Here is a 21,998-nt window from a genome sequence, read left to right as displayed (position 1 = left end):
GTCACTGCTGTCGGGGTAAAACCCGGCAGCGGATTGTGCTAACTCCGACGGGAGCAAATCCGTGAAAGATTTATTAAAGTTTCTGAAAGCGCAGACTAAAACCGAAGAGTTTGATGCGATCAAAATTGCTCTGGCATCGCCAGACATGATCCGTTCATGGTCTTTCGGTGAAGTTAAAAAGCCGGAAACCATTAACTACCGTACGTTCAAACCTGAGCGTGACGGCCTTTTCTGCGCCCGTATCTTTGGGCCGGTAAAAGACTACGAGTGCCTGTGCGGTAAGTACAAGCGCCTGAAACACCGTGGCGTTATCTGTGAGAAGTGCGGCGTTGAAGTGACCCAGACCAAAGTACGCCGTGAGCGTATGGGCCACATCGAGCTGGCTTCTCCGACTGCGCACATCTGGTTCCTGAAATCACTGCCGTCCCGTATCGGCCTGCTGCTGGATATGCCGCTGCGCGATATCGAACGCGTGCTGTACTTCGAATCCTATGTGGTAATCGAAGGCGGTATGACCAACCTGGAACGCCAGCAGATCCTGACTGAAGAGCAGTATCTGGACGCGCTGGAAGAGTTCGGTGACGAATTCGACGCGAAAATGGGTGCGGAAGCAATCCAGGCTCTGCTGAAGAGCATGGATCTGGAGCAAGAATGCGAACAGCTGCGTGAAGAGCTGAACGAAACTAACTCCGAAACCAAGCGCAAGAAGCTGACCAAGCGTATCAAACTGCTGGAAGCGTTCGTTCAGTCTGGTAACAAACCAGAGTGGATGATCCTGACCGTTCTGCCAGTACTGCCGCCAGATCTGCGTCCGCTGGTTCCGCTGGATGGTGGTCGTTTCGCAACTTCTGACCTGAACGATCTGTATCGTCGCGTCATTAACCGTAACAACCGTCTGAAACGTCTGCTGGATCTGGCTGCGCCGGACATCATCGTACGTAACGAAAAACGTATGCTGCAGGAAGCGGTAGACGCCCTGCTGGATAACGGTCGTCGCGGTCGTGCAATCACCGGTTCTAACAAGCGTCCTCTGAAATCTTTGGCCGACATGATCAAAGGTAAACAGGGTCGTTTCCGTCAGAACCTGCTCGGTAAGCGTGTTGACTACTCCGGTCGTTCTGTAATCACCGTAGGTCCATACCTGCGTCTGCATCAGTGCGGTCTGCCGAAGAAAATGGCACTGGAGCTGTTCAAACCGTTTATCTACGGCAAGCTGGAACTGCGTGGCCTCGCTACCACCATCAAAGCCGCTAAGAAAATGGTTGAGCGCGAAGAAGCTGTCGTTTGGGATATCCTGGACGAAGTTATCCGCGAACACCCGGTACTGCTGAACCGTGCACCGACTCTGCACCGTCTGGGTATCCAGGCATTTGAACCGGTACTGATCGAAGGTAAAGCTATCCAGCTGCACCCGCTGGTTTGTGCGGCATATAACGCCGACTTCGATGGTGACCAGATGGCTGTTCACGTACCGCTGACGCTGGAAGCCCAGCTGGAAGCGCGTGCGCTGATGATGTCTACCAACAACATCCTGTCCCCGGCGAACGGCGAACCAATCATCGTTCCGTCTCAGGACGTTGTACTGGGTCTGTACTACATGACCCGTGACTGTGTTAACGCCAAAGGCGAAGGCATGGTGCTGACTGGCCCGAAAGAAGCTGAGCGTATTTATCGCGCTGGCCTGGCCTCTCTGCATGCGCGCGTCAAAGTGCGTATCACTGAATACGAAAAAGATGCTAACGGTGAATTAGTAGCGAAAACCAGCCTGAAGGACACGACCGTTGGCCGTGCCATTCTGTGGATGATTGTACCGAAAGGTCTGCCTTACTCCATCGTCAACCAGGCGCTGGGTAAAAAAGCAATCTCCAAAATGCTGAACACCTGCTACCGCATTCTCGGCCTGAAACCAACCGTTATTTTTGCGGACCAGATCATGTACACCGGCTTTGCATATGCAGCGCGTTCCGGTGCATCGGTTGGTATCGATGACATGGTCATCCCGGAGAAGAAACACGAAATCATCTCCGAGGCAGAAGCAGAAGTTGCTGAAATTCAGGAGCAGTTCCAGTCTGGTCTGGTAACTGCGGGCGAACGCTACAACAAAGTTATCGATATCTGGGCTGCGGCGAACGATCGTGTATCCAAAGCGATGATGGATAACCTGCAAACTGAAACCGTTATCAACCGTGACGGTCAGGAAGAGAAGCAGGTATCTTTCAACAGCATCTACATGATGGCCGACTCCGGTGCGCGTGGTTCTGCTGCACAGATTCGTCAGCTTGCGGGTATGCGTGGTCTGATGGCGAAGCCGGATGGCTCCATCATCGAAACGCCAATCACCGCGAACTTCCGTGAAGGTCTGAACGTACTCCAGTACTTCATCTCCACCCACGGTGCTCGTAAAGGTCTGGCGGATACCGCACTGAAAACGGCGAACTCCGGTTACCTGACTCGTCGTCTGGTTGACGTGGCGCAGGACCTGGTGGTTACCGAAGACGATTGTGGTACTCATGAAGGTATCATGATGACCCCGGTTATCGAGGGTGGCGACGTTAAAGAGCCGCTGCGCGATCGCGTACTGGGTCGTGTAACTGCAGAAGACGTTCTGAAGCCGGGTACTGCCGATATCCTCGTTCCACGCAACACGCTGCTGCACGAACAGTGGTGTGACCTGCTGGAAGAGAACTCTGTCGACGCGGTTAAAGTACGTTCTGTTGTATCCTGTGACACCGACTTTGGTGTATGTGCGCACTGCTACGGTCGTGACCTGGCGCGTGGCCACATCATCAACAAAGGTGAAGCAATCGGTGTTATCGCGGCACAGTCCATCGGTGAACCGGGTACACAGCTGACCATGCGTACGTTCCACATCGGTGGTGCGGCGTCCCGTGCGGCTGCTGAATCCAGCATCCAGGTGAAAAACAAAGGTAGCATCAAACTCAGCAACGTGAAGTCGGTTGTGAACTCCAGCGGTAAACTGGTTATCACTTCCCGTAACACCGAACTGAAACTGATCGACGAATTTGGTCGTACTAAAGAAAGCTACAAAGTGCCTTACGGTGCGGTACTGGCGAAAGGTGATGGCGAACAGGTTGCAGGCGGCGAAACCGTTGCAAACTGGGATCCGCACACCATGCCGGTTATCACTGAAGTAAGCGGTTTTGTTCGCTTCACCGATATGATTGACGGTCAGACCATTACTCGTCAGACCGACGAACTGACCGGTCTGTCTTCGCTGGTGGTTCTGGATTCCGCAGAACGTACCGCAGGTGGTAAAGATCTGCGTCCGGCACTGAAAATCGTTGATGCTCAGGGTAACGACGTTCTGATCCCTGGTACTGATATGCCTGCGCAGTACTTCCTGCCGGGTAAAGCGATTGTTCAGCTGGAAGATGGCGTACAGATAAGCTCCGGTGACACCCTGGCGCGTATTCCGCAGGAATCTGGCGGTACTAAGGACATCACCGGTGGTCTGCCGCGCGTTGCGGACCTGTTCGAAGCGCGTCGTCCGAAAGAGCCGGCAATCCTGGCTGAAATCAGCGGTGTCGTTTCCTTCGGTAAAGAAACCAAAGGTAAACGTCGTCTGGTTATCACTCCGGTAGACGGCAGCGAACCTTACGAAGAGATGATTCCGAAATGGCGTCAGCTCAACGTGTTCGAAGGTGAACGTGTAGAACGTGGTGACGTCATTTCCGACGGTCCGGAAGCGCCGCACGACATTCTGCGTCTGCGTGGTGTTCATGCTGTGACTCGTTACATCGTTAACGAAGTACAGGACGTATACCGTCTGCAGGGCGTTAAGATTAACGATAAACACATCGAAGTTATCGTTCGTCAGATGCTGCGTAAAGCCACCATCGTTAACGCGGGTAGCTCCGACTTCCTGGAAGGCGAACAGGTTGAATACTCTCGCGTCAAGATCGCAAACCGCGAACTGGAAGCGAACGGCAAAGTGGGTGCAACTTACGCCCGCGATCTGCTGGGTATCACCAAAGCGTCTCTGGCAACCGAGTCGTTCATCTCTGCGGCATCGTTCCAGGAGACCACTCGCGTACTGACCGAAGCAGCTGTTGCAGGCAAACGCGATGAACTGCGCGGTCTGAAAGAGAACGTTATCGTGGGTCGTCTGATCCCGGCAGGTACGGGTTATGCGTATCACCAGGATCGTATGCGTCGCCGTGCTGCGGGTGAAGCTCCGGCTGCACCGCAGGTGACTGCAGAAGACGCGTCTGCCAGCCTGGCAGAACTGCTGAACGCAGGTCTGGGCGGTTCTGATAACGAGTAATCGTTAATCCGCAAATAACGTAAAAACCCGCTTCGGCGGGTTTTTTTATGGGGGCGATTCAGAGGGCAAAGTTTTTACGGAAAATATTAAGAAAGGCAGGGCGAAACGAGGAAGAAGCTTTTCGCCCTGGACAACATTCCTGCTGACGGCACTACCATAAAAAAACGCAACGCTTTCAACAACCTTCCGTTTTTCATCTTCCGTAGTGGCTCGGAATAAATTTACGTCCTTACATTCCGTCTCATCGTCTTTGCGAGTCGCGTCCCAGATAGCTGTCCCAGTCTTTCCATACAGGCTGCAAACCCTGAGCGGTTAACGCGGCGGCCACAGCTTCTGGTCGGCGATCGTCGTGCGGTGAGAATTGTTCCAGTTCAGGGTGATTGTCGGCATAGCCACCTGGCTGCGTTTTCGAGAAGGCGCTGACGTTATTGATTGCCAGCGGAATAACGCGATCGCGAAACCACGGTGATTCTCGCGTGGAGAGTGAAAGTTCAATCTCCGGCGCGAACAGCCGGAAAGCGCAGATGGTTTGCACTAACTGGCGTTCATCCATAATCGACGCTGGCTCAATCCCGCCAGTACACGGGCGCAGGCGCGGGAAGGAGACAGAGTAGCGGCTTTGCCAGTAATGCTGTTGCAGCCATAGCAAATGCTCGGCAACCATATAGCAGTCAACGCGCCAGTTGTCGGAAAGGCCGATTAGTGCGCCGAGACCAATCTTATCAATCCCCGCACGACCCAGCCGATCCGGTGTTTCCAGTCGCCAGAAGAAGTCCTGTTTTTTCCCTTTCAGATGATGGCGGGCATATGTCGCCTCGTGATACGTCTCTTGATAAACCATCACCCCATCCAGACCAAGCTGTTTTAACTCGACGTATTCCGCTTCTGCCAGCGGTTGCACTTCCATCTGTAGTGAGGAGAATTGTTTACGCAGGGCAGGGAGATGGCGGCGAAAGTAATCCATTCCCACTTTTGCCTGATGTTCACCAGTGACCAGCAACAGATGTTCAAAGCCCATTTCCCGAATAGCGGCGCTTTCTCTGACGATATCCGCTTCATCCAGCGTTTTGCGCTTGATGCGGTTGCTCATGGAAAATCCACAGTACGTGCAGTCGTTAGCGCAAAGATTGGAAAGATAAAGCGGGACGTAGAAGCTGACGACGTTGCCAAATCGCTGACGAGTCAGACGCTGCGCCCGTTGAGCCAGTGGTTCCAGGTAGTCACTGGCGGCAGGCGATAGCAGCGCCATCATATCGTCGCGGGTGAGTTTTGAGGCACTCAGCGCCCGCTCTACGTCAGCTGCTGTTTTGCTGTTGATACGCAGGCGGATGTCGTCCCAGTCCAGTTGCCGCCAGCGGTCGCTGAAGGTTTTCATGCCGATGCCTCCAGAAATCCGGTCAGTGGGCTGGTGGCATGAGCAAAATGACTGCGGCTGCCCGGTCCAGCCTGACGTGCCAGCAGACCCGCTTCTACCGCTAGGCGAAATGCCTTCGCCATGTTGACGGGATCGTCCGCGACAGCAATTGCCGTATTTACCAATACCGCATCGGCTCCCATTTCCAGCGCCTGTGCGGCATGGCTGGGAACGCCGATGCCAGCATCAACGACCACCGGAACCGTGGCCTGCTGGATAATAATCTCCAGCATGGCACGGGTTTCCAGTCCCTGATTAGAGCCAATCGGTGCGCCGAGCGGCATCACCGCCGCGCAACCGACTTCTTCCAGACGTTTACACAACACTGGATCGGCACCGCAGTAAGGCAGCACGACAAATCCCTGTTGCACCAGCGTTTCGGCAGCTTTCAGTGTTTCGATGGGATCGGGCAACAGCCAGCGGGCGTCAGGGTGAATCTCCAGCTTCAGCCAGTGTGTGCCCAGAGCTTCGCGTGCCAGATGAGCGGCGAAGATAGCTTCTTCCGCCGTTTTCGCCCCGGAAGTATTCGGCAGCAGTGTCACACCCGTCGCGATAAGCGGGGCGAGGATATCGTCGTTGTGTTGGCGCAAGTCGACGCGTTTCATCGCCAGCGTCACCAGCTGACTACCGGAAGCGCGGATCGCCTCCACCATCAGTTGTGAAGAGGAGAATTTCCCGGTGCCGGTAAACAGATGTGAATCAAACGTTTTGTCCGCGATACGTAACATCTCAACCTCCTGCAATAACCTGAAAAAGCAGGATCTGGTCACCATCCTGCACGATATGTTGTGCCCACTGCTCACGCGGGACGATTTGCTGATTAATCGCCAGTGCCGCGCCCACTTTTAGCTGATCGAGTTGTTCCAGCAGCTCGTGAACAGTTTGTCCGGCGACGCACTGCATCGGTTGGTCGTTAAACAGGATCTGCATTGCATCCTCCACATACAGGGCAACCATTTGCACGGCGCAACGCCAGGCTGCGCCACTGGCTCGATTTACCGTCGAATAGTCGGAGTTCTCCCGCTGGCGTCTCTATACCGCTCAATAACTTAATCGCTTCCAGTGCCTGCAAAGTGCCCATTACTCCGACCACCGGGCCAACCACGCCTGCCGTGCGGCAGTTGCGTTTTGGCTCCTGGTTATCTGGCCACAGGCAGCGGTAACAACCGTGCTCCCAGGGTGGCGTTAATACCATCAACTGACCGCCAAATCCGACCGCGCTGGCGGTAATAAGCGGCGTGTTGAGTGCCACGCAAGCGGCATTAATCTCCTGTCGAGTCGCCATATTGTCAGTACAGTCGAGCACTACATCGGCTTGTGCTACCGCATCTTTTAACGCCTCACCCGTTAACCGTTGTTGTAATGCCGTCAGTTGAATATCGGGATTTAACTGTGTCAGTCGTTGTTGGCAGACCTGCGATTTCGGGCGATCGATATCTTCAGTGGTAAAGAGGATTTGTCGTTGCAGATTGCTTAAATGCACATCGTCGTCATCTGCCAGTACCAGCGTCCCGACGCCAGCACCCGCCAGGTACAACGCAGCGGGCGTACCCAGCCCGCCAAGGCCGATAATCAGTACCTGGCTGTCGAGCAGTTTTTGCTGCCCTTCAAGAGCGATATCGTCGAGCAGGATTTGACGGCTGTAACGCATAAAGTCACGGTCATTCATCGCCAACTCCTGTTATTTCCAGCAATTGTGCCGTTGCCAAACGCCAGTCTGCCGCCTGGGTAATGGCACTGACGACGGCGATACTGCCGACACCCGTCGCCATCACCGCAGGCGCGCGCGCCAGACTGATACCGCCAATCGCCACGGAGGGATAATCCCCCAGGCGCTCAATGTGCCGTGCCAGTTGCTCCAGCCCCTGCGGTGCAGAAGGCATCTGTTTGGTTTGGGTCGGGAACACATGTCCCAGCGCGATATAAGAAGGGCGAGCTGCCAGCGCGACGTCGATTTCCATATCGTCATGGGTCGAAACGCCCAGCCGCAGGCCTGCCGCGCGGATGGCCTTGAGATCGGTAGATTGCAAATCTTCCTGCCCCAGATGGACGCCATATGCCTGATGCTTAATCGCCAGCCGCCAGTAATCATTAATAAACAGCCGCGCGTTATAGCGGCGACCCAGCGCAATTGCCGCTACTACATCGGCTTCCACCTCTTCATCGCGCTGATCTTTGATGCGTAGCTGGAGGGTTCGCACGCCAGCGTCCAGCAGACGTTCGATCCACTGTACGCTGTCCACCACCGGGTACAGTCCTAAACGAAAAGGTACAGGAGGAAAATCAGGCTGATACATCACGCGTCCTCCTTACGCAGGTAAATTTCTCCGCCTCTGGCGCGGAAATTCTCCGACATATCCGCCATCCCCACTTCAATGGTTTGCGCGGCGGCGTAATCGCGCACCTCCTGGCTAATTTTCATTGAGCAGAATTTCGGCCCGCACATGGAGCAAAAATGGGCGACTTTGCCGGACTCTTGCGGCAGGGTTTCATCGTGATAAGCGCGGGCGGTAAACGGGTCGAGAGCCAGATTAAACTGGTCTTCCCAGCGAAATTCGAAGCGGGCTTTCGACATGGCGTTATCGCGAATTTGCGCGCCCGGATGCCCTTTTGCCAGGTCGGCAGCGTGGGCGGCAATCTTATAGGTGATAAGCCCTTGCTTAACATCTTCTTTATTAGGCAGACCCAGGTGCTCTTTCGGCGTTACGTAACAGAGCATCGCGCAGCCAAACCAGCCGATCATCGCCGCGCCAATCCCCGACGTGAAGTGGTCATAGCCCGGTGCAATATCGGTAGTTAGCGGCCCCAGAGTGTAAAACGGTGCTTCGTGGCAGTGCTCTAACTCCTCGGTCATATTGCGGCGAATCATCTGCATCGGCACATGCCCGGGGCCTTCAATCATCACCTGTACGTCATATTCCCAGGCGATTTTGGTCAGTTCGCCCAGCGTATGCAGCTCGGCAAACTGCGCTTCATCGTTGGCGTCCTGAATCGAACCGGGTCGCAGGCCGTCGCCCAGCGATAGCGAAACGTCATAAGCAGCGCAGATTTCACAAAATTCGCGGAAGTGTTGATAGAGGAAATTTTCCTGATGATGGGAGAGGCACCATTTCGCCATAATCGAACCGCCGCGAGAGACGATACCGGTCAGGCGTTTCGCGGTCATTGGCACGTAGCGCAGGAGAACGCCCGCATGAATCGTGAAGTAATCTACGCCCTGTTCGGCCTGTTCCAGCAGCGTGTCGCGGAACGCTTCCCAGGTAAGCTCTTCCGCGATCCCGTTAACCTTTTCCAGCGCCTGGTAGATCGGCACAGTACCAATCGGCACCGGGCTGTTACGTAAAATCCATTCGCGGGTTTCGTGAATATAGCGGCCGGTGGAAAGATCCATCACCGTATCCGCTCCCCAGCGCGTAGACCACACCAGCTTTTCCACTTCTTCTTCGATGGAAGAGGTGACCGCCGAGTTGCCGATATTAGCGTTAACTTTTACCAGGAAGTTACGACCAATAATCATCGGCTCTGATTCAGGGTGATTAATGTTGGCGGGGATAATCGCGCGTCCGGCAGCGACTTCATCACGGACAAATTCCGCAGTGATATTTTCCGGCAGACGTGCGCCAAAGCTCATTCCCGGATGCTGGTGGCGCAAAACTTTGCTACGAATGCGCTCACGCCCCATATTCTCGCGAATGGCGATGAATTCCATCTCAGGTGTGATGATGCCCCGGCGGGCGTAGTGCAGCTGTGTGACGCGGCGGCCTGCTTTGGCGCGTTTTGGCGTCAAGACGCCGCTAAAACGCAGCTCGTCGAGGCCATCATCTGCCAGCCGCGCTTTAGTGTAATCGGAGCTGCGCACGGTAAGTTCTTCGGTATCGCCGCGCGCATCGATCCACGGCTGGCGTAGTTTTGTCAGCCCTTGCTGCACGTTAATGGCAATCTGCGGATCGCCATACGGGCCGGAGGTGTCGTAGACCGGAATCGCTTCGTTTTCTTCATACTGCGGCTGTTCTTTGCTGCCGCCGATTAGCGTCGGGCTAAGCTGGATCTCACGCATCGGCACGCGCACGCCGGGGTGTGTGCCAGTGATGTAAATGCGTTTTGAGTTGGGAAAGGCGGTGCCTTCCAGGGTGTCGATAAAATGTTGCGCCTGGGCGCGCTGTTCGCGGCGGGTTAGTTTTGTTGCAGACATAGCTCATTCCAAAAGTTAAGGACGTGGCTTGTCAGACGACGGATGAAGCAAGAGACGATCGCGCAAAGGCGATGCGATAGCAGATTAACTCTTGTTCCCTTCGCAGGTATTAGCCTGATCAGGTTCCGCGGATCCCGAATAAACGGTCTCAGCCAGTTAAGGCACTCCGACAAGAAATTAGCCCCGAAAACGGGGCGTTGAATGTAAATTACGCGTTAACAGCGCAGAACTCAAGCAAGATGTTTGACGCGGGCGGCATCAAGCACCAGCAGAATCAGCTTATCTTCCAGTACAAAGCGTGCTTCCAGCGCCTCGCCGATATCAGATAAAACCTGTTGAAACTCAAGGTAATTATCATGATCGATGGCGGTTTCCAGGCTGGAATCGTAGTAATCCATAATCTGTTGTGTATTGGCTTCCAGTTGCGGCCAAATCTTTGCGGCGCGCGCGAGTTGCCCGTTGCCTTCCAACTTATGGAGAATGCGCTCATAAATACTGAAATGTCCGGCAGACAGATAATCGACCAGACTCTGGCAAAAATCATCAAGGGCTTTTTCGTTTAGCCTCATGTACGATTCTTTGCCAGGCTTAATGCCAACCAGATTGTAGTAAGCCACGAGCAGATGCTTACGTACATGTAGCCAGCGATCAACCAGTTTGTTACTTCCTCTGACGTGCTCCGTCAGGTTATCGAGCTGGTTAAGCATGATTGACTCCGCAAGTTTGTATTCAAAAACTGCTCAGTGAGAAATGTAAAAACCATGTTAAACATGCCAGTGATGCAAAGGTAGTGCAAGAGCTATGGATCGTATAATTGAAAAATTAGATCACGGCTGGTGGGTCGTCAGTCATGAGCAAAAATTGTGGTTGCCGAAGGGAGAATTGCCATATGGCGAAGCGGCAAATTTCGATCTTGTGGGTCAGCGCGCACTACAAATCGGCGAATGGCAGGGGGAACCTGTTTGGCTAGTTCAACAGCAGCGTCGCCATGATATGGGCTCGGTGCGCCAGGTCATTGATCTGGACGTCGGGTTGTTTCAACTAGCCGGACGCGGCGTGCAACTGGCGGAGTTTTACCGCTCGCATAAATACTGCGGGTATTGCGGGCATGAAATGTACCCGAGCAAAACAGAATGGGCGATGCTGTGCAGTCACTGCCGTGAGCGTTACTATCCGCAAATCGCCCCCTGCATTATCGTTGCCATCCGCCGCAATGATTCAATCCTGCTCGCTCAGCATACCCGCCATCGTAACGGTGTCCATACGGTACTTGCCGGATTCGTCGAAGTGGGCGAAACCCTCGAACAGGCGGTCGCGCGGGAAGTAATGGAAGAGAGTGGCATCAAAGTCAAAAACCTGCGTTACGTGACTTCTCAGCCGTGGCCGTTTCCTCAGTCATTAATGACTGCGTTTATGGCGGACTATGACAGCGGCGACATCGTGATTGACCCGAAAGAACTGCTGGAGGCGAACTGGTATCGCTACGACGATTTACCCTTACTGCCACCGCCCGGCACCGTGGCGCGCCGCCTGATAGAAGATACGGTGGCGATGTGTCGGGCAGAGTATGAGTGATGATACACTGACCGCCTGACGCACTAAGGAATAGCCAAAATGACCGAACTTAAAAACGATCGTTATCTGCGGGCGCTGCTGCGCCAGCCCGTTGATGTCACTCCAGTATGGATGATGCGCCAGGCGGGTCGCTATCTACCGGAATATAAAGCTACGCGCGCCCAAGCGGGCGATTTTATGTCGCTGTGCAAAAATGCCGAATTGGCGTGCGAAGTGACTTTGCAACCGCTGCGTCGCTACCCGCTGGATGCGGCGATCCTCTTTTCCGATATCCTCACCGTGCCGGACGCGATGGGGTTAGGGCTCTATTTTGAAGCCGGAGAAGGCCCGCGTTTTACCTCGCCAGTCACCTGCAAAGCTGACGTCGATAAACTGCCAATTCCGGACCCGGAAGATGAGCTGGGTTACGTGATGAACGCGGTGCGTACCATTCGCCGCGAACTGAAAGGCGAAGTGCCGCTGATTGGTTTTTCCGGCAGCCCGTGGACGCTGGCGACCTACATGGTGGAAGGCGGCAGCAGCAAAGCCTTCACAGTGATCAAAAAAATGATGTATGCCGATCCGCAGGCACTGCACGCTCTGCTCGATAAACTGGCGAAAAGCGTCACCCTGTATCTGAACGCGCAGATTAAAGCCGGTGCTCAGGCAGTGATGATTTTTGACACCTGGGGCGGAGTGCTTACCGGGCGCGACTACCAACAATTCTCGCTCTATTACATGCATAAAATTGTTGATGGTTTATTGCGTGAAAACGACGGTCGCCGCGTACCAGTAACACTGTTTACCAAAGGTGGCGGACAGTGGCTGGAAGCCATGGCGGAAACCGGTTGCGATGCGCTGGGACTGGACTGGACAACCGACATCGCCGATGCGCGCCGCCGCGTGGGTAATAAAGTCGCGTTGCAGGGCAATATGGACCCGTCGATGCTGTACGCGCCGCCAGCCCGAATTGAAGAAGAAGTAGCGACTATACTTGCAGGTTTCGGTCACGGCGAAGGTCATGTCTTTAACCTTGGTCACGGCATTCACCAGGATGTGCCGCCAGAACATGCTGGCGTGTTTGTGGAGGCAGTGCATCGCCTGTCTGCGCCTTATCATCAGTAAGGAGTGGTTATGGATCTCGCGTCATTACGCACACAACAACTTGAACTGGCTTCTTCTGTGATCCGCGAGGATCGACTCGATAAAGATCCACCGGATCTGATCGCCGGAGCCGATGTCGGGTTTGAGCAGGGCGGAGAAGTGACGCGAGCGGCGATGGTGCTGCTGAAATACCCCTCGCTTGAGCTGGTGGAGTATAAAGTGGCCCGCATCGCCACTACCATGCCTTACATTCCTGGTTTTCTCTCCTTCCGCGAATATCCTGCGCTGCTGGCAGCGTGGGAGATGCTGTCGCAAAAGCCGGATTTAGTGTTTGTCGATGGTCATGGGATCTCGCATCCTCGCCGTCTTGGTGTCGCCAGCCATTTTGGCTTATTGGTGGATGTGCCAACGATAGGCGTGGCGAAAAAACGGCTCTGCGGTAAATTCGAACCGCTCTCCAGCGAACCGGGCGCGCTGGCGCCGCTGATGGATAAAGGCGAGCAGTTGGCCTGGGTCTGGCGCAGCAAAGCACGCTGCAACCCGCTGTTTATCGCTACGGGTCATCGGGTCAGCGTGGATAGCGCGCTGGCGTGGGTACAACGCTGCATGAAAGGCTATCGTCTGCCGGAGCCAACGCGCTGGGCGGATGCCGTGGCCTCGGAACGTCCGGCATTTGTGCGCTATACAGCAAATCAGCCCTAATTCAGGTAAACTGCGGATAATTTCCGTATTTGAGAACTCAACATGTTACAAAACCCGATTCATCTGCGTCTGGAGCGCCTGGAAAGCTGGCAGCATGTCACTTTCATGGCCTGCTTATGCGAACGCATGTACCCCAATTACGCCATGTTTTGCCAGCAAACCGGTTTTGGTGATGGGCAAATTTACCGCCGTATTCTCGATCTCATCTGGGAAACACTGACCGTCAAAGACGCAAAAGTGAATTTCGACAGCCAACTGGAGAAATTTGAGGAAGCGATTCCTTCAGCGGACGATTTCGATCTGTACGGCGTTTATCCGGCAATTGATGCCTGCGTGGCGTTAAGTGAACTGGTTCATTCACGTTTGAGTGGCGAAACGCTCGAACACGCGGTGGAAGTGAGTAAGACCTCCATCACTACCGTTGCGATGCTGGAAATGACTCAGGCTGGTCGTGAAATGAGCGATGAAGAGCTGAAAGAAAACCCAGCCGTTGAGCAAGAATGGGACATTCAGTGGGAAATATTCCGACTTTTAGCCGAGTGTGAAGAACGTGACATTGAGCTGATAAAAGGCCTTAGAGCCGACCTGCGTGAGGCGGGTGAGAGCAATATTGGTATAATTTTTCAGCAATAAGACCAGAAAACGTGAATTAACGCCTGATTTGTCGTACCTGGAGTCTTCCCTTTCGCCCCCCGTCTGGTCTACATTTGGGGGGCGAAAAAAAGTGGCTATCGGTGCGTGTATGCAGGAGAGTGCTATTCTGGCATTTCCGTCGCACTCGATGCTTAGCAAGCGATAAACACATTGTAAGGATAACTTATGAACAAGACTCAACTGATTGATGTAATTGCAGAGAAAGCAGAACTGTCCAAAACCCAGGCTAAAGCTGCTCTGGAGTCCACTCTGGCTGCAATTACTGAGTCTCTGAAAGAAGGCGATGCTGTACAACTGGTTGGTTTCGGAACCTTCAAAGTGAACCACCGCGCTGAGCGTACTGGCCGCAACCCGCAGACCGGTAAAGAAATCAAAATCGCCGCAGCTAACGTACCGGCATTTGTTTCTGGCAAGGCACTGAAAGACGCAGTTAAGTAAGATTGCGTGGCAGTGAACAGTTTTAACGAAGGGGTGGTTTCACCCCTTTTGTCTTTCTGGCGTCGATCATTGATGCTGGCGGGCGCTCTGTTTCTTACTGCCTGTAGCCACAACTCTTCACTTCCTCCCTTTACCGCCAGTGGTTTTGCTGAAGACCAGGGCGCGGTACGTATCTGGCGAAAAGACAGCGGCGATAATGTGCATTTGCTTGCTGTGTTCAGTCCGTGGCGCAATGGCGATACCACGACGCGAGAGTATCGCTGGCAGGGCGATAACCTCACGCTTATCAATATCAACGTTTATAGCAAACCGCCGGTGAATATCCGCGCGCGTTTTGACGATCGCGGTGACCTGAGCTTTATGCAACGTGAATCCGACGGGGAAAAGCAGCAGCTTTCTAACGACCAAATCGATTTATACCGTTATCGTGCTGACCAAATCCGCCAAATTAGCGATGCTTTACGCCAGGGGAGAGTGGTGCTGCGTCAGGGACGCTGGCATGAGATGGAACAGACGGTGACTACCTGCGAAGGGCAAACCATTAAACCTGATTTAGATTCGCAGGCGATAGCGCATATTGAGCGCCGCCAGAGCCGCTCTTCTGTTGATGTCAGCGTGGCATGGCTGGAAGCGCCCGAAGGTTCGCAATTACTGTTAGTGGCAAACTCTGATTTCTGTCGCTGGCAACCCAACGAGAAAACGTTCTAGTTTACCAGTGGCCCATACCCATATGACCACCACCACAGCCGCCGTAACCCATGCCCATTCCGGCACCGCGCGGAATACCTGCTTCAGCCATCGCGATATCCCGTTTCACCCGCAACTCATCTAACGACTGACGCAAATTCTCCATCTCTTTGGCGACCGCGTTAATTTTGCTGCTATCCGGTGGGTTAGCGGCTAATAGAGCGTTGTATTCATAACGCTTCGTCACCAGTTGCTGTTGCAGCGCGCTGCTTTGGGCGTAAAAGTCATTATGGATTTTCTGCCACGCCGTCTGTTGTTCGCTGGTCAAAGGCGCGGCATTTTGCTGCCACATACCGTGTCCGCCGTGAGCAAATGCAGATGTCGATCCCATCGCCATTGCTGAAAGCGCCATCATCACCAGGGCAATTTTCGTGTTCCGTTTCATGGTTAATCCTCCAGTGGTTGTCTTACTTCGGGTATTGCATCTTCCGTGCCAACGACGAAACGCTGATGTGACGGGCAATCTGGCATGATAAGCGAGTAAAAATGACTCGCCTGCTGTGGGTAGCGAGTCATTTTTACTCATTGAAACGTAAGTGTTTGTGTTACAGCGCAGGGTAAACGCTGATAAAAGATGGCATGATTTCTGCTGTCAAAAAGGGATGAACAGGCAACGAAGAAGATGCGTTTTATGCAACGTTCTAAAGACGCCTTAGCCAAATGGTTAAGCGCGATCCTCCCCGTGGTCATTGTTGGGCTGGTGGGATTGTTTGCAGTGACGGTTATTCGCGATTATGGGCGGGCAAGCGAGGCCGACCGCCAGGCATTACTGGAAAAAGGTAATGTGCTTATTCGCGCTCTGGAGTCAGGAAGTCGCGTAGGGATGGGGATGCGAATGCACCATATTCAGCAGCAGGCACTTCTGGAAGAGATGGCAGGCCAGCCGGGGGTATTGTGGTTTGCTGTCACCGATGCCCAGGGCATCATCATTCTTCACAGTGACCCCGAAATGGTCGGGCGTGCACTCTATTCGCCAGATGAAATGCAGCAGTTAAAGCCAGAGGAAAACTCCCGCTGGCGACTGCTTGAGAAAGCGGAAACTGCGCCTGCGCTTGAGGTCTATCGTTTGTTCCAGCCAATGTCAGCTCCCTGGCGGCATGGTATGCACAATATGCCGCGCTGTAACGGAAAAGCTGTGCCACAGGCAGAAGCACAACAGGCTATCTTTATCGCTGTTGATGCCAGTGATCTGGTTGCAACCCAGATTGGGGAGAAGCGCAACACCCTGATTATCCTCTTCGCCCTGGCGACGGTACTGCTGGCAAGCGTGTTGTCATTCTTCTGGTATCGCCGATATCTGCGCTCGCGCAAGCTTCTACAGGATGAGATGAAGCGCAAAGAGAAGCTGGTGGCGCTGGGGCATCTGGCGGCAGGCGTTGCCCATGAAATTCGCAATCCGCTTTCCTCAATTAAAGGGCTGGCGAAATACTTTGCCGAACGAGCACCAGAGGGCGGGGAAGCGCATCAACTGGCGCAGGTGATGGCGAAAGAGGCCGACCGTTTGAATCGTGTGGTGAGTGAGTTGCTGGAACTGGTCAAGCCAACGCACCTGGCTTTGCAGGCGGTGGATCTCAATACCTTGATTAACCATTCATTACAGCTGGTGAGCCAGGATGCAAACAGCCGGGAGATCCAGTTACGCTTTACCGCCAACGACACATTACCGGAAATTCAGGCCGATCCGGACAGGCTGACTCAGGTCCTGTTGAATCTCTATCTCAATGCTATTCAGGCGATTGGTCAGCATGGCGTGATTAGCGTGACGGCCAGCGAAAGCGGCGCGGGCGTGAAAATCAGCGTTACCGACAGCGGTAAGGGAATTGCGGCGGATCAGCTTGAAGCCATTTTCACCCCATACTTCACCACCAAAGCCGAAGGCACCGGACTGGGGCTGGCGGTCGTGCATAATATTGTTGAACAACACGGTGGTACAATTCAGGTCGCAAGCCAGGAGGGAAAAGGCGCAACGTTCACCCTCTGGTTTCCGGTCAATATTACGCGTAAGGACCCACAAGGATGACGCACGATAATATCGATATTCTGGTGGTGGATGATGACATTAGCCACTGCACCATCTTGCAGGCATTACTGCGCGGCTGGGGCTATAACGTCGCGCTGGCGAATAGTGGGCAACAGGCGCTGGCGCAGGTGCGGGAACAGGTTTTTGATCTTGTGCTTTGCGATGTGCGAATGGCAGAGATGGATGGCATCGCCACGCTGAAAGAGATCAAAACATTAAACCCCGCGATTCCGGTGCTGATTATGACCGCGTACTCCAGCGTCGAGACGGCGGTAGAGGCACTGAAAACTGGGGCGCTGGATTATCTCATCAAGCCGCTGGATTTCGATAACCTGCAGGCGACACTGGAAAAGGCGCTCGCACATACGCACAGTGTTGACGCTGAAACGCCTGCGGTGTCTGCCAGCCAGTTCGGTATGGTCGGTAAAAGCCCGGCGATGCAACACCTGCTCAGTGAAATCGCCCTCGTCGCGCCATCGGAAGCCACGGTGCTGATCCACGGCGATTCCGGCACCGGTAAAGAGCTGGTCGCCAGGGCGATTCACGCCAGTAGCGCACGTAGCGAAAAACCGCTGGTAACGCTCAACTGTGCGGCACTCAACGAATCCTTGCTGGAATCTGAATTGTTCGGTCACGAAAAAGGGGCGTTTACTGGAGCCGACAAACGGCGTGAAGGGCGCTTTGTTGAGGCGGACGGCGGCACGCTGTTTCTCGATGAAATTGGCGATATCTCGCCGATGATGCAGGTTCGTCTGCTGCGTGCGATTCAGGAGCGCGAAGTTCAGCGTGTCGGCAGCAACCAGACCATCTCGGTTGATGTCCGGCTGATTGCGGCGACCCATCGCGATCTTGCCGCTGAGGTAAAGGCCGGGCGTTTTCGCCAGGATCTCTACTATCGGCTGAACGTGGTGGCAATTGAAGTACCGTCGCTGCGGCAACGACGGGAGGATATTCCCCTGCTGGCTGACCATTTTCTGCAACGATTTGCTGAACGCAATCGTAAGACGATAAAAGGCTTTACGCCCCAGGCGATGGATCTGCTGATTCACTACGACTGGCCGGGAAATATTCGCGAACTGGAAAACGCGGTAGAACGGGCAGTGGTGCTGCTGACCGGGGAATATATTTCCGAACGCGAGCTGCCGCTGGCGATTGCCAGTACGCCGATCCCGCTGGCGCAAACTCAGGACATTCAGCCGTTGGTGGAAGTGGAAAAAGAGGTGATTCTGGCGGCGCTGGAGAAAACGGGCGGCAACAAAACCGAAGCCGCCCGTCAGTTAGGGATTACGCGCAAAACGCTATTGGCAAAACTGTCGCGTTAGTTCTGCTCGCGTTCGATAGCGCGCCAGCCGATATCTTTCCGGCAGAAGCAGTCGTCCCAGTGGATATCGGTCATTAAGGCATAAGCGCGTTTCTGCGCCTCTGCTACGGTATGACCCAGCGCGGTGACGCACAGTACGCGCCCGCCGCTGGTCACTACCTGCTCGTCATCCGCCAGTTTCGTGCCCGCGTGGAACACTTTACCGCCTTCGACTTCTTCCAGCGGCAGGCCGTGGATCACATCGCCAGTGCGATAATCGCCCGGATATCCACCCGCAGCCATCACCACGCCGAGGGAAGCGCGTTCATCCCACTCGGATGTTTTCTCGTCCAGCTTGCCTTCACAGGCTGCCAGGCAGAGCTCAACCAGATCGGACTTCATGCGCAGCATAATCGGCTGGGTTTCTGGATCGCCAAAGCGGCAGTTAAATTCGATAACCTTCGGGTTGCCCTGTTTGTCGATCATCAAACCTGCATAGAGAAAACCGGTGTAGGTATTGCCTTCCGCCGCCATGCCTTTCACGGTTGGCCAGATGATACGTTCCATGGTGCGCTGATGAACTTCATCGGTCACTACCGGCGCAGGAGAGTAAGCCCCCATTCCGCCGGTGTTTGGCCCGGTATCTTTATCGCCTACGCGTTTGTGATCCTGGCTGGTGGCCATCGGCAGCACATGCTCACCATCCACCATTACGATAAAACTCGCTTCTTCGCCGTCGAGGAACTCTTCGATAACAATGCGATGACCCGCGTCGCCAAAAGCGTTGCCCGCCAGCATATCATGAACAGCCGCTTCCGCTTCTTCCAGCGTCATCGCCACGATAACGCCTTTCCCGGCAGCCAGACCGTCAGCTTTAATGACGATTGGCGCGCCTTTCTCACGCAGATACGCCAGCGCAGGTTCTACCTCGGTGAAGTTCTGATATTCCGCTGTAGGAATCTTATGGCGGGCCAGGAAATCTTTGGTAAACGCTTTCGAGCCTTCCAGTTGCGCGGCGCCTGCGGTTGGGCCGAAGATTTTCAGCCCGGCGGCGCGGAAGGTATCGACCACGCCTTTCACCAGCGGCGCTTCCGGGCCGACAATGGTCAGATCGATCTTTTCGTTTTGCGCGAAGTCCAGCAGCGCCGGGATATCGGTTACGCCGATAGCGACGTTTTGCAGCGCAGGCTCCAGCGCCGTTCCCGCATTACCCGGTGCGACAAATACGGTCTCAACCAGCGGCGACTGCGCCGCTTTCCAGGCCAGTGCGTGCTCGCGTCCGCCGTTACCAATCACTAATACTTTCATCTGTCGCTCCATTAATGGCGGAAGTGGCGCATGTCGGTGAAGAGCATTGCAATACCGTGCTCGTCGGCGGCGGCAATCACTTCGTCATCACGAATAGAACCGCCAGGCTGGATTACGCAGGTCACGCCGGCAGCGGCGGCAGCATCAATACCATCACGGAACGGGAAGAACGCGTCAGAAGCCATAGAGGAACCTTTGACTTCCAGACCTTCATCGGCAGCTTTAATACCGGCGATTTTGGCGGAGTACACGCGGCTCATCTGGCCTGCGCCAATCCCGATGGTCATATTGTTTTTGGCATAGACGATGGCATTGGATTTCACAAACTTCGCCACTTTCCAGCAGAACAGCGCATCACGCAGTTCCTGCTCGGTCGGCTGACGTTTGGTGACGACGCGCAGTTCTTCTGCACCGACCATCCCCAGATCGCGATCCTGAACCAGCAGACCGCCGTTCACGCGTTTGAAATCAAGACCCGGAATACGTTCGCCCCACTGACCGCAGGTCAGAACGCGTACGTTCTGCTTGGCGGCGGTGATTTTCAGGGCTTCTTCGCTGGCGGACGGTGCAATAATCACTTCGACAAACTGACGAGAAATGATGGCCTGTGCGGTTTCAGCATCCAGCTCGCGGTTAAAGGCAATGATGCCGCCGAATGCGGAGGTCGGGTCTGTTTTGTACGCGCGATCGTAAGCATCAAGAATGGAATTGCCGATAGCCACGCCGCAAGGGTTGGCGTGCTTCACAATCACACATGCCGGCTCGGCGAACTCTTTCACGCACTCCAGCGCCGCATCGGTATCGGCGATGTTGTTATAAGAGAGGGCTTTACCCTGAACCTGGGTTGCTGTGGCAACGGAGGCTTCTTTTACATTCTCTTCTATATAGAAGGCAGCCTGCTGGTGGCTGTTCTCGCCGTAACGCATATCCTGCTTCTTAATGAAGTTCAGGTTCAGCGTGCGCGGGAAGCGACCGGCAGCTTCTTTGCTTTCACCGTGGTAAGCCGGAACCATGCTGCCGAAGTAGTTGGCAATCATGCTGTCGTAGGCGGCAGTGTGCTCGAAGGCTTTGATAGCGAGGTCGAAACGGGTTGCAAGCAGAAGTGAACCTTCGTTGGCATCCATCTCTTTAATAATGGCGTCGTAGTCGCTGCTCTTAACCACGATTGCGACATCTTTATGGTTCTTGGCGGCGGAGCGCACCATCGTTGGGCCGCCGATATCGATGTTCTCAACCGCATCTTCCAGCGAGCAGCCTTCACGAGCAACTGTCTGGGCGAACGGATACAAGTTAACAACCACCATATCGATAGGCTGGATCTGATGTTCTTCCATAATGGCATCGTCCTGGCCGCGACGGCCCAGAATGCCACCATGTACTTTCGGATGCAGAGTCTTCACACGTCCATCCATCATCTCCGGGAAACCGGTGTAATCGGAAACTTCGGTCACCGGCAGCCCCTTTTCTGCTAACAGTCGGGCAGTGCCTCCTGTAGATAGCAGTTCCACACCGCGTGCGGAAAGTGCCTGAGCGAATTCGACGATACCTGCTTTGTCAGAAACACTGAGCAGAGCGCGGCGGACTGGACGACGTTGTTGCATGGTAAATCCCCTGGATTTGACTATTACAGAGAGCGTTAGCTGAATTTTTCGCGAAAAACTCAGCTAACGCCCCTAACGGGGCATCTTTATTTTTCGCCCGCATTGTAACGAAAACGTTTGCGCAACGCTCGCGAATTTTTTTGTTTCGATGGTGAGCACCATTTCGATTGTGGTTAGCAGGTCAGGAATACAGAAATAACGCTTATGATTGTGGATAACTCTGTGCGTAAAAAGGTATAAATAGGGGTTTTGCTGGGGAATGCAGCAGTCAGTCATTTTTTTGCAATTTTTCTATTGCGGCCTCAGGAGAACTCCCTATAATGCGCCTCCATCGACACGGCGGATGTGAATCACTTCACACAAACAGCCGGTTCGGTTGAAGAGAAAAAATCCTGAAATTCAGGGTTGACTCTGAAAGAGGAAAGCGTAATATACGCCACCTCGCGACAGTGAGCTGAAGGCCGCGTCGCAACTGCTCTTTAACAATTTACCACACAATCTGTGTGGGCCCTCGATGATACGTATTCTTAACGCCGCAAGACGATAAATGAATACTAAGTTTCAAGAGTGAACACGTAATTCATTACTAAGTTTAATTCTTTCAGCGTCAAACTTTTAACTTGATGAGTTTGACCATGGCTCAGATTTAACGCTGGCGGCTGGCTTAACACATGCTATC

At 54.1% G+C, this 21,998-nt stretch carries 20 protein-coding genes and 1 riboswitch; of the genes, 9 read left to right on the top strand and 11 right to left on the bottom strand.

Going from position 1 to position 21,998, the window contains the following annotated elements; all coding sequences use genetic code 11:
• Positions 1-61: 61 nt before the first annotated feature.
• Complete coding sequence (gene rpoC / locus A7589_RS21495; protein WP_000653937.1) at positions 62-4,285, top strand: DNA-directed RNA polymerase subunit beta'; 4,224 nt, start codon at positions 62-64, stop codon at positions 4,283-4,285.
• Between the two features lie 241 nt (positions 4,286-4,526).
• On the opposite strand, the gene thiH is transcribed toward rpoC, so the two are convergent.
• The 7 genes from thiH to A7589_RS21460 all read right to left on the bottom strand — a co-directional run bounded on the left by thiH (position 4,527) and on the right by A7589_RS21460 (position 10,598).
• Positions 4,527-5,660 carry a 2-iminoacetate synthase ThiH gene (thiH, locus tag A7589_RS21490; protein ID WP_000847479.1) on the bottom strand — a complete coding sequence of 378 codons (1,134 nt, stop codon included), beginning with the start codon at positions 5,658-5,660 and terminating at the stop codon, positions 4,527-4,529.
• Positions 5,657-6,427, bottom strand: coding sequence for a thiazole synthase (thiG, locus tag A7589_RS21485; RefSeq protein WP_000944121.1), 771 nt, complete (start codon positions 6,425-6,427; stop codon positions 5,657-5,659). The genes thiH and thiG overlap by 4 nt, the downstream gene beginning before the upstream one ends.
• A 1-nt stretch (position 6,428) precedes the next feature.
• Complete coding sequence (gene thiS / locus A7589_RS21480) at positions 6,429-6,629, bottom strand: sulfur carrier protein ThiS (protein WP_001166251.1); 201 nt, start codon at positions 6,627-6,629, stop codon at positions 6,429-6,431.
• Positions 6,613-7,368, bottom strand: a complete 756-nt coding sequence (thiF, locus tag A7589_RS21475) for a thiazole biosynthesis adenylyltransferase ThiF (protein WP_000999757.1) — start codon at positions 7,366-7,368, stop codon at positions 6,613-6,615. Before thiF ends, thiS begins: the two co-directional genes overlap by 17 nt.
• Positions 7,361-7,996: a thiamine phosphate synthase gene (gene thiE / locus A7589_RS21470; RefSeq protein WP_000284594.1), complete on the bottom strand. Its 636-nt coding sequence runs from the start codon at positions 7,994-7,996 to the stop codon at positions 7,361-7,363. The genes thiF and thiE overlap by 8 nt, the downstream gene beginning before the upstream one ends.
• Positions 7,996-9,891, bottom strand: coding sequence for a phosphomethylpyrimidine synthase ThiC (gene thiC, locus A7589_RS21465; RefSeq protein ID WP_108189002.1), 1,896 nt, complete (start codon positions 9,889-9,891; stop codon positions 7,996-7,998). The genes thiE and thiC overlap by 1 nt, the downstream gene beginning before the upstream one ends.
• Before the next feature lie 78 nt (positions 9,892-9,969).
• Positions 9,970-10,070, bottom strand: a riboswitch (TPP riboswitch).
• 51 nt (positions 10,071-10,121) lie between these two features.
• Positions 10,122-10,598 carry an Rsd/AlgQ family anti-sigma factor gene (locus tag A7589_RS21460; RefSeq protein WP_000934292.1) on the bottom strand — a complete coding sequence of 159 codons (477 nt, stop codon included), beginning with the start codon at positions 10,596-10,598 and terminating at the stop codon, positions 10,122-10,124.
• Positions 10,599-10,692: 94 nt separating this feature from the next.
• On the opposite strand from A7589_RS21460, the gene nudC reads away from it, so the two are divergent.
• The 6 genes from nudC (at position 10,693) to A7589_RS21430 (ending at position 15,051) form a co-directional block, all read left to right on the top strand.
• A complete protein-coding gene (nudC, locus tag A7589_RS21455; RefSeq protein ID WP_000373944.1) occupies positions 10,693-11,466 on the top strand; it encodes an NAD(+) diphosphatase in 774 nt (257 codons plus the stop codon).
• Between the two features lie 39 nt (positions 11,467-11,505).
• Complete coding sequence (hemE, locus tag A7589_RS21450) at positions 11,506-12,570, top strand: uroporphyrinogen decarboxylase (RefSeq protein WP_000137656.1); 1,065 nt, start codon at positions 11,506-11,508, stop codon at positions 12,568-12,570.
• Positions 12,571-12,579: 9 nt separating this feature from the next.
• Positions 12,580-13,251: a deoxyribonuclease V gene (gene nfi, locus A7589_RS21445; RefSeq protein WP_000362401.1), complete on the top strand. Its 672-nt coding sequence runs from the start codon at positions 12,580-12,582 to the stop codon at positions 13,249-13,251.
• 42 nt (positions 13,252-13,293) lie between these two features.
• On the top strand, positions 13,294-13,884 hold the full coding sequence (locus A7589_RS21440) for a YjaG family protein (RefSeq protein WP_000940106.1): 591 nt from the start codon (positions 13,294-13,296) through the stop codon (positions 13,882-13,884).
• Between the two features lie 186 nt (positions 13,885-14,070).
• On the top strand, positions 14,071-14,343 hold the full coding sequence (gene hupA, locus A7589_RS21435) for a nucleoid-associated protein HU-alpha (protein ID WP_001044513.1): 273 nt from the start codon (positions 14,071-14,073) through the stop codon (positions 14,341-14,343).
• Between the two features lie 12 nt (positions 14,344-14,355).
• The gene (locus tag A7589_RS21430) at positions 14,356-15,051 is read left to right on the top strand and encodes a DUF1481 domain-containing protein (protein WP_032155994.1); all 696 of its coding nucleotides are present in this window, start codon (positions 14,356-14,358) and stop codon (positions 15,049-15,051) included.
• Between the two features lies 1 nt (position 15,052).
• On the opposite strand, the gene zraP is transcribed toward A7589_RS21430, so the two are convergent.
• Together zraP and A7589_RS23550 are read right to left on the bottom strand one after the other, a co-directional pair.
• Entirely contained in the window at positions 15,053-15,475 is a 423-nt protein-coding gene (gene zraP / locus A7589_RS21425) for a zinc resistance sensor/chaperone ZraP (RefSeq protein ID WP_010351356.1), read from the bottom strand.
• 2 nt (positions 15,476-15,477) lie between these two features.
• Positions 15,478-15,606, bottom strand: coding sequence for a hypothetical protein (locus tag A7589_RS23550; RefSeq protein WP_071988066.1), 129 nt, complete (start codon positions 15,604-15,606; stop codon positions 15,478-15,480).
• A gap of 106 nt (positions 15,607-15,712) precedes the next feature.
• Between A7589_RS23550 and zraS the strand changes: the two genes are divergently transcribed.
• Both zraS and zraR read left to right on the top strand, forming a co-directional pair.
• Positions 15,713-17,110 (top strand): two-component system sensor histidine kinase ZraS, encoded by a 1,398-nt coding sequence (gene zraS, locus A7589_RS21415; protein WP_001211879.1) that lies wholly within the window; start codon positions 15,713-15,715, stop codon positions 17,108-17,110.
• Positions 17,107-18,432, top strand: a complete 1,326-nt coding sequence (gene zraR, locus A7589_RS21410; protein ID WP_000148494.1) for a sigma-54-dependent response regulator transcription factor ZraR — start codon at positions 17,107-17,109, stop codon at positions 18,430-18,432. The genes zraS and zraR overlap by 4 nt, the downstream gene beginning before the upstream one ends.
• On the opposite strand, the gene purD is transcribed toward zraR, so the two are convergent.
• Positions 18,429-19,718, bottom strand: coding sequence for a phosphoribosylamine--glycine ligase (purD, locus tag A7589_RS21405; RefSeq protein ID WP_000866814.1), 1,290 nt, complete (start codon positions 19,716-19,718; stop codon positions 18,429-18,431). The two genes, zraR and purD, sit on opposite strands and share 4 nt — an antisense overlap.
• A gap of 11 nt (positions 19,719-19,729) precedes the next feature.
• Positions 19,730-21,319 carry a bifunctional phosphoribosylaminoimidazolecarboxamide formyltransferase/IMP cyclohydrolase gene (gene purH, locus A7589_RS21400; RefSeq protein ID WP_001187545.1) on the bottom strand — a complete coding sequence of 530 codons (1,590 nt, stop codon included), beginning with the start codon at positions 21,317-21,319 and terminating at the stop codon, positions 19,730-19,732.
• Positions 21,320-21,998 lie beyond the last annotated feature (679 nt).

Source organism: Escherichia sp. MOD1-EC6475, from assembly GCF_003046645.1.
GTDB lineage: Bacteria > Pseudomonadota > Gammaproteobacteria > Enterobacterales > Enterobacteriaceae > Escherichia > Escherichia ruysiae.
This window is presented reverse-complemented; position numbering and strand designations above follow the sequence as displayed.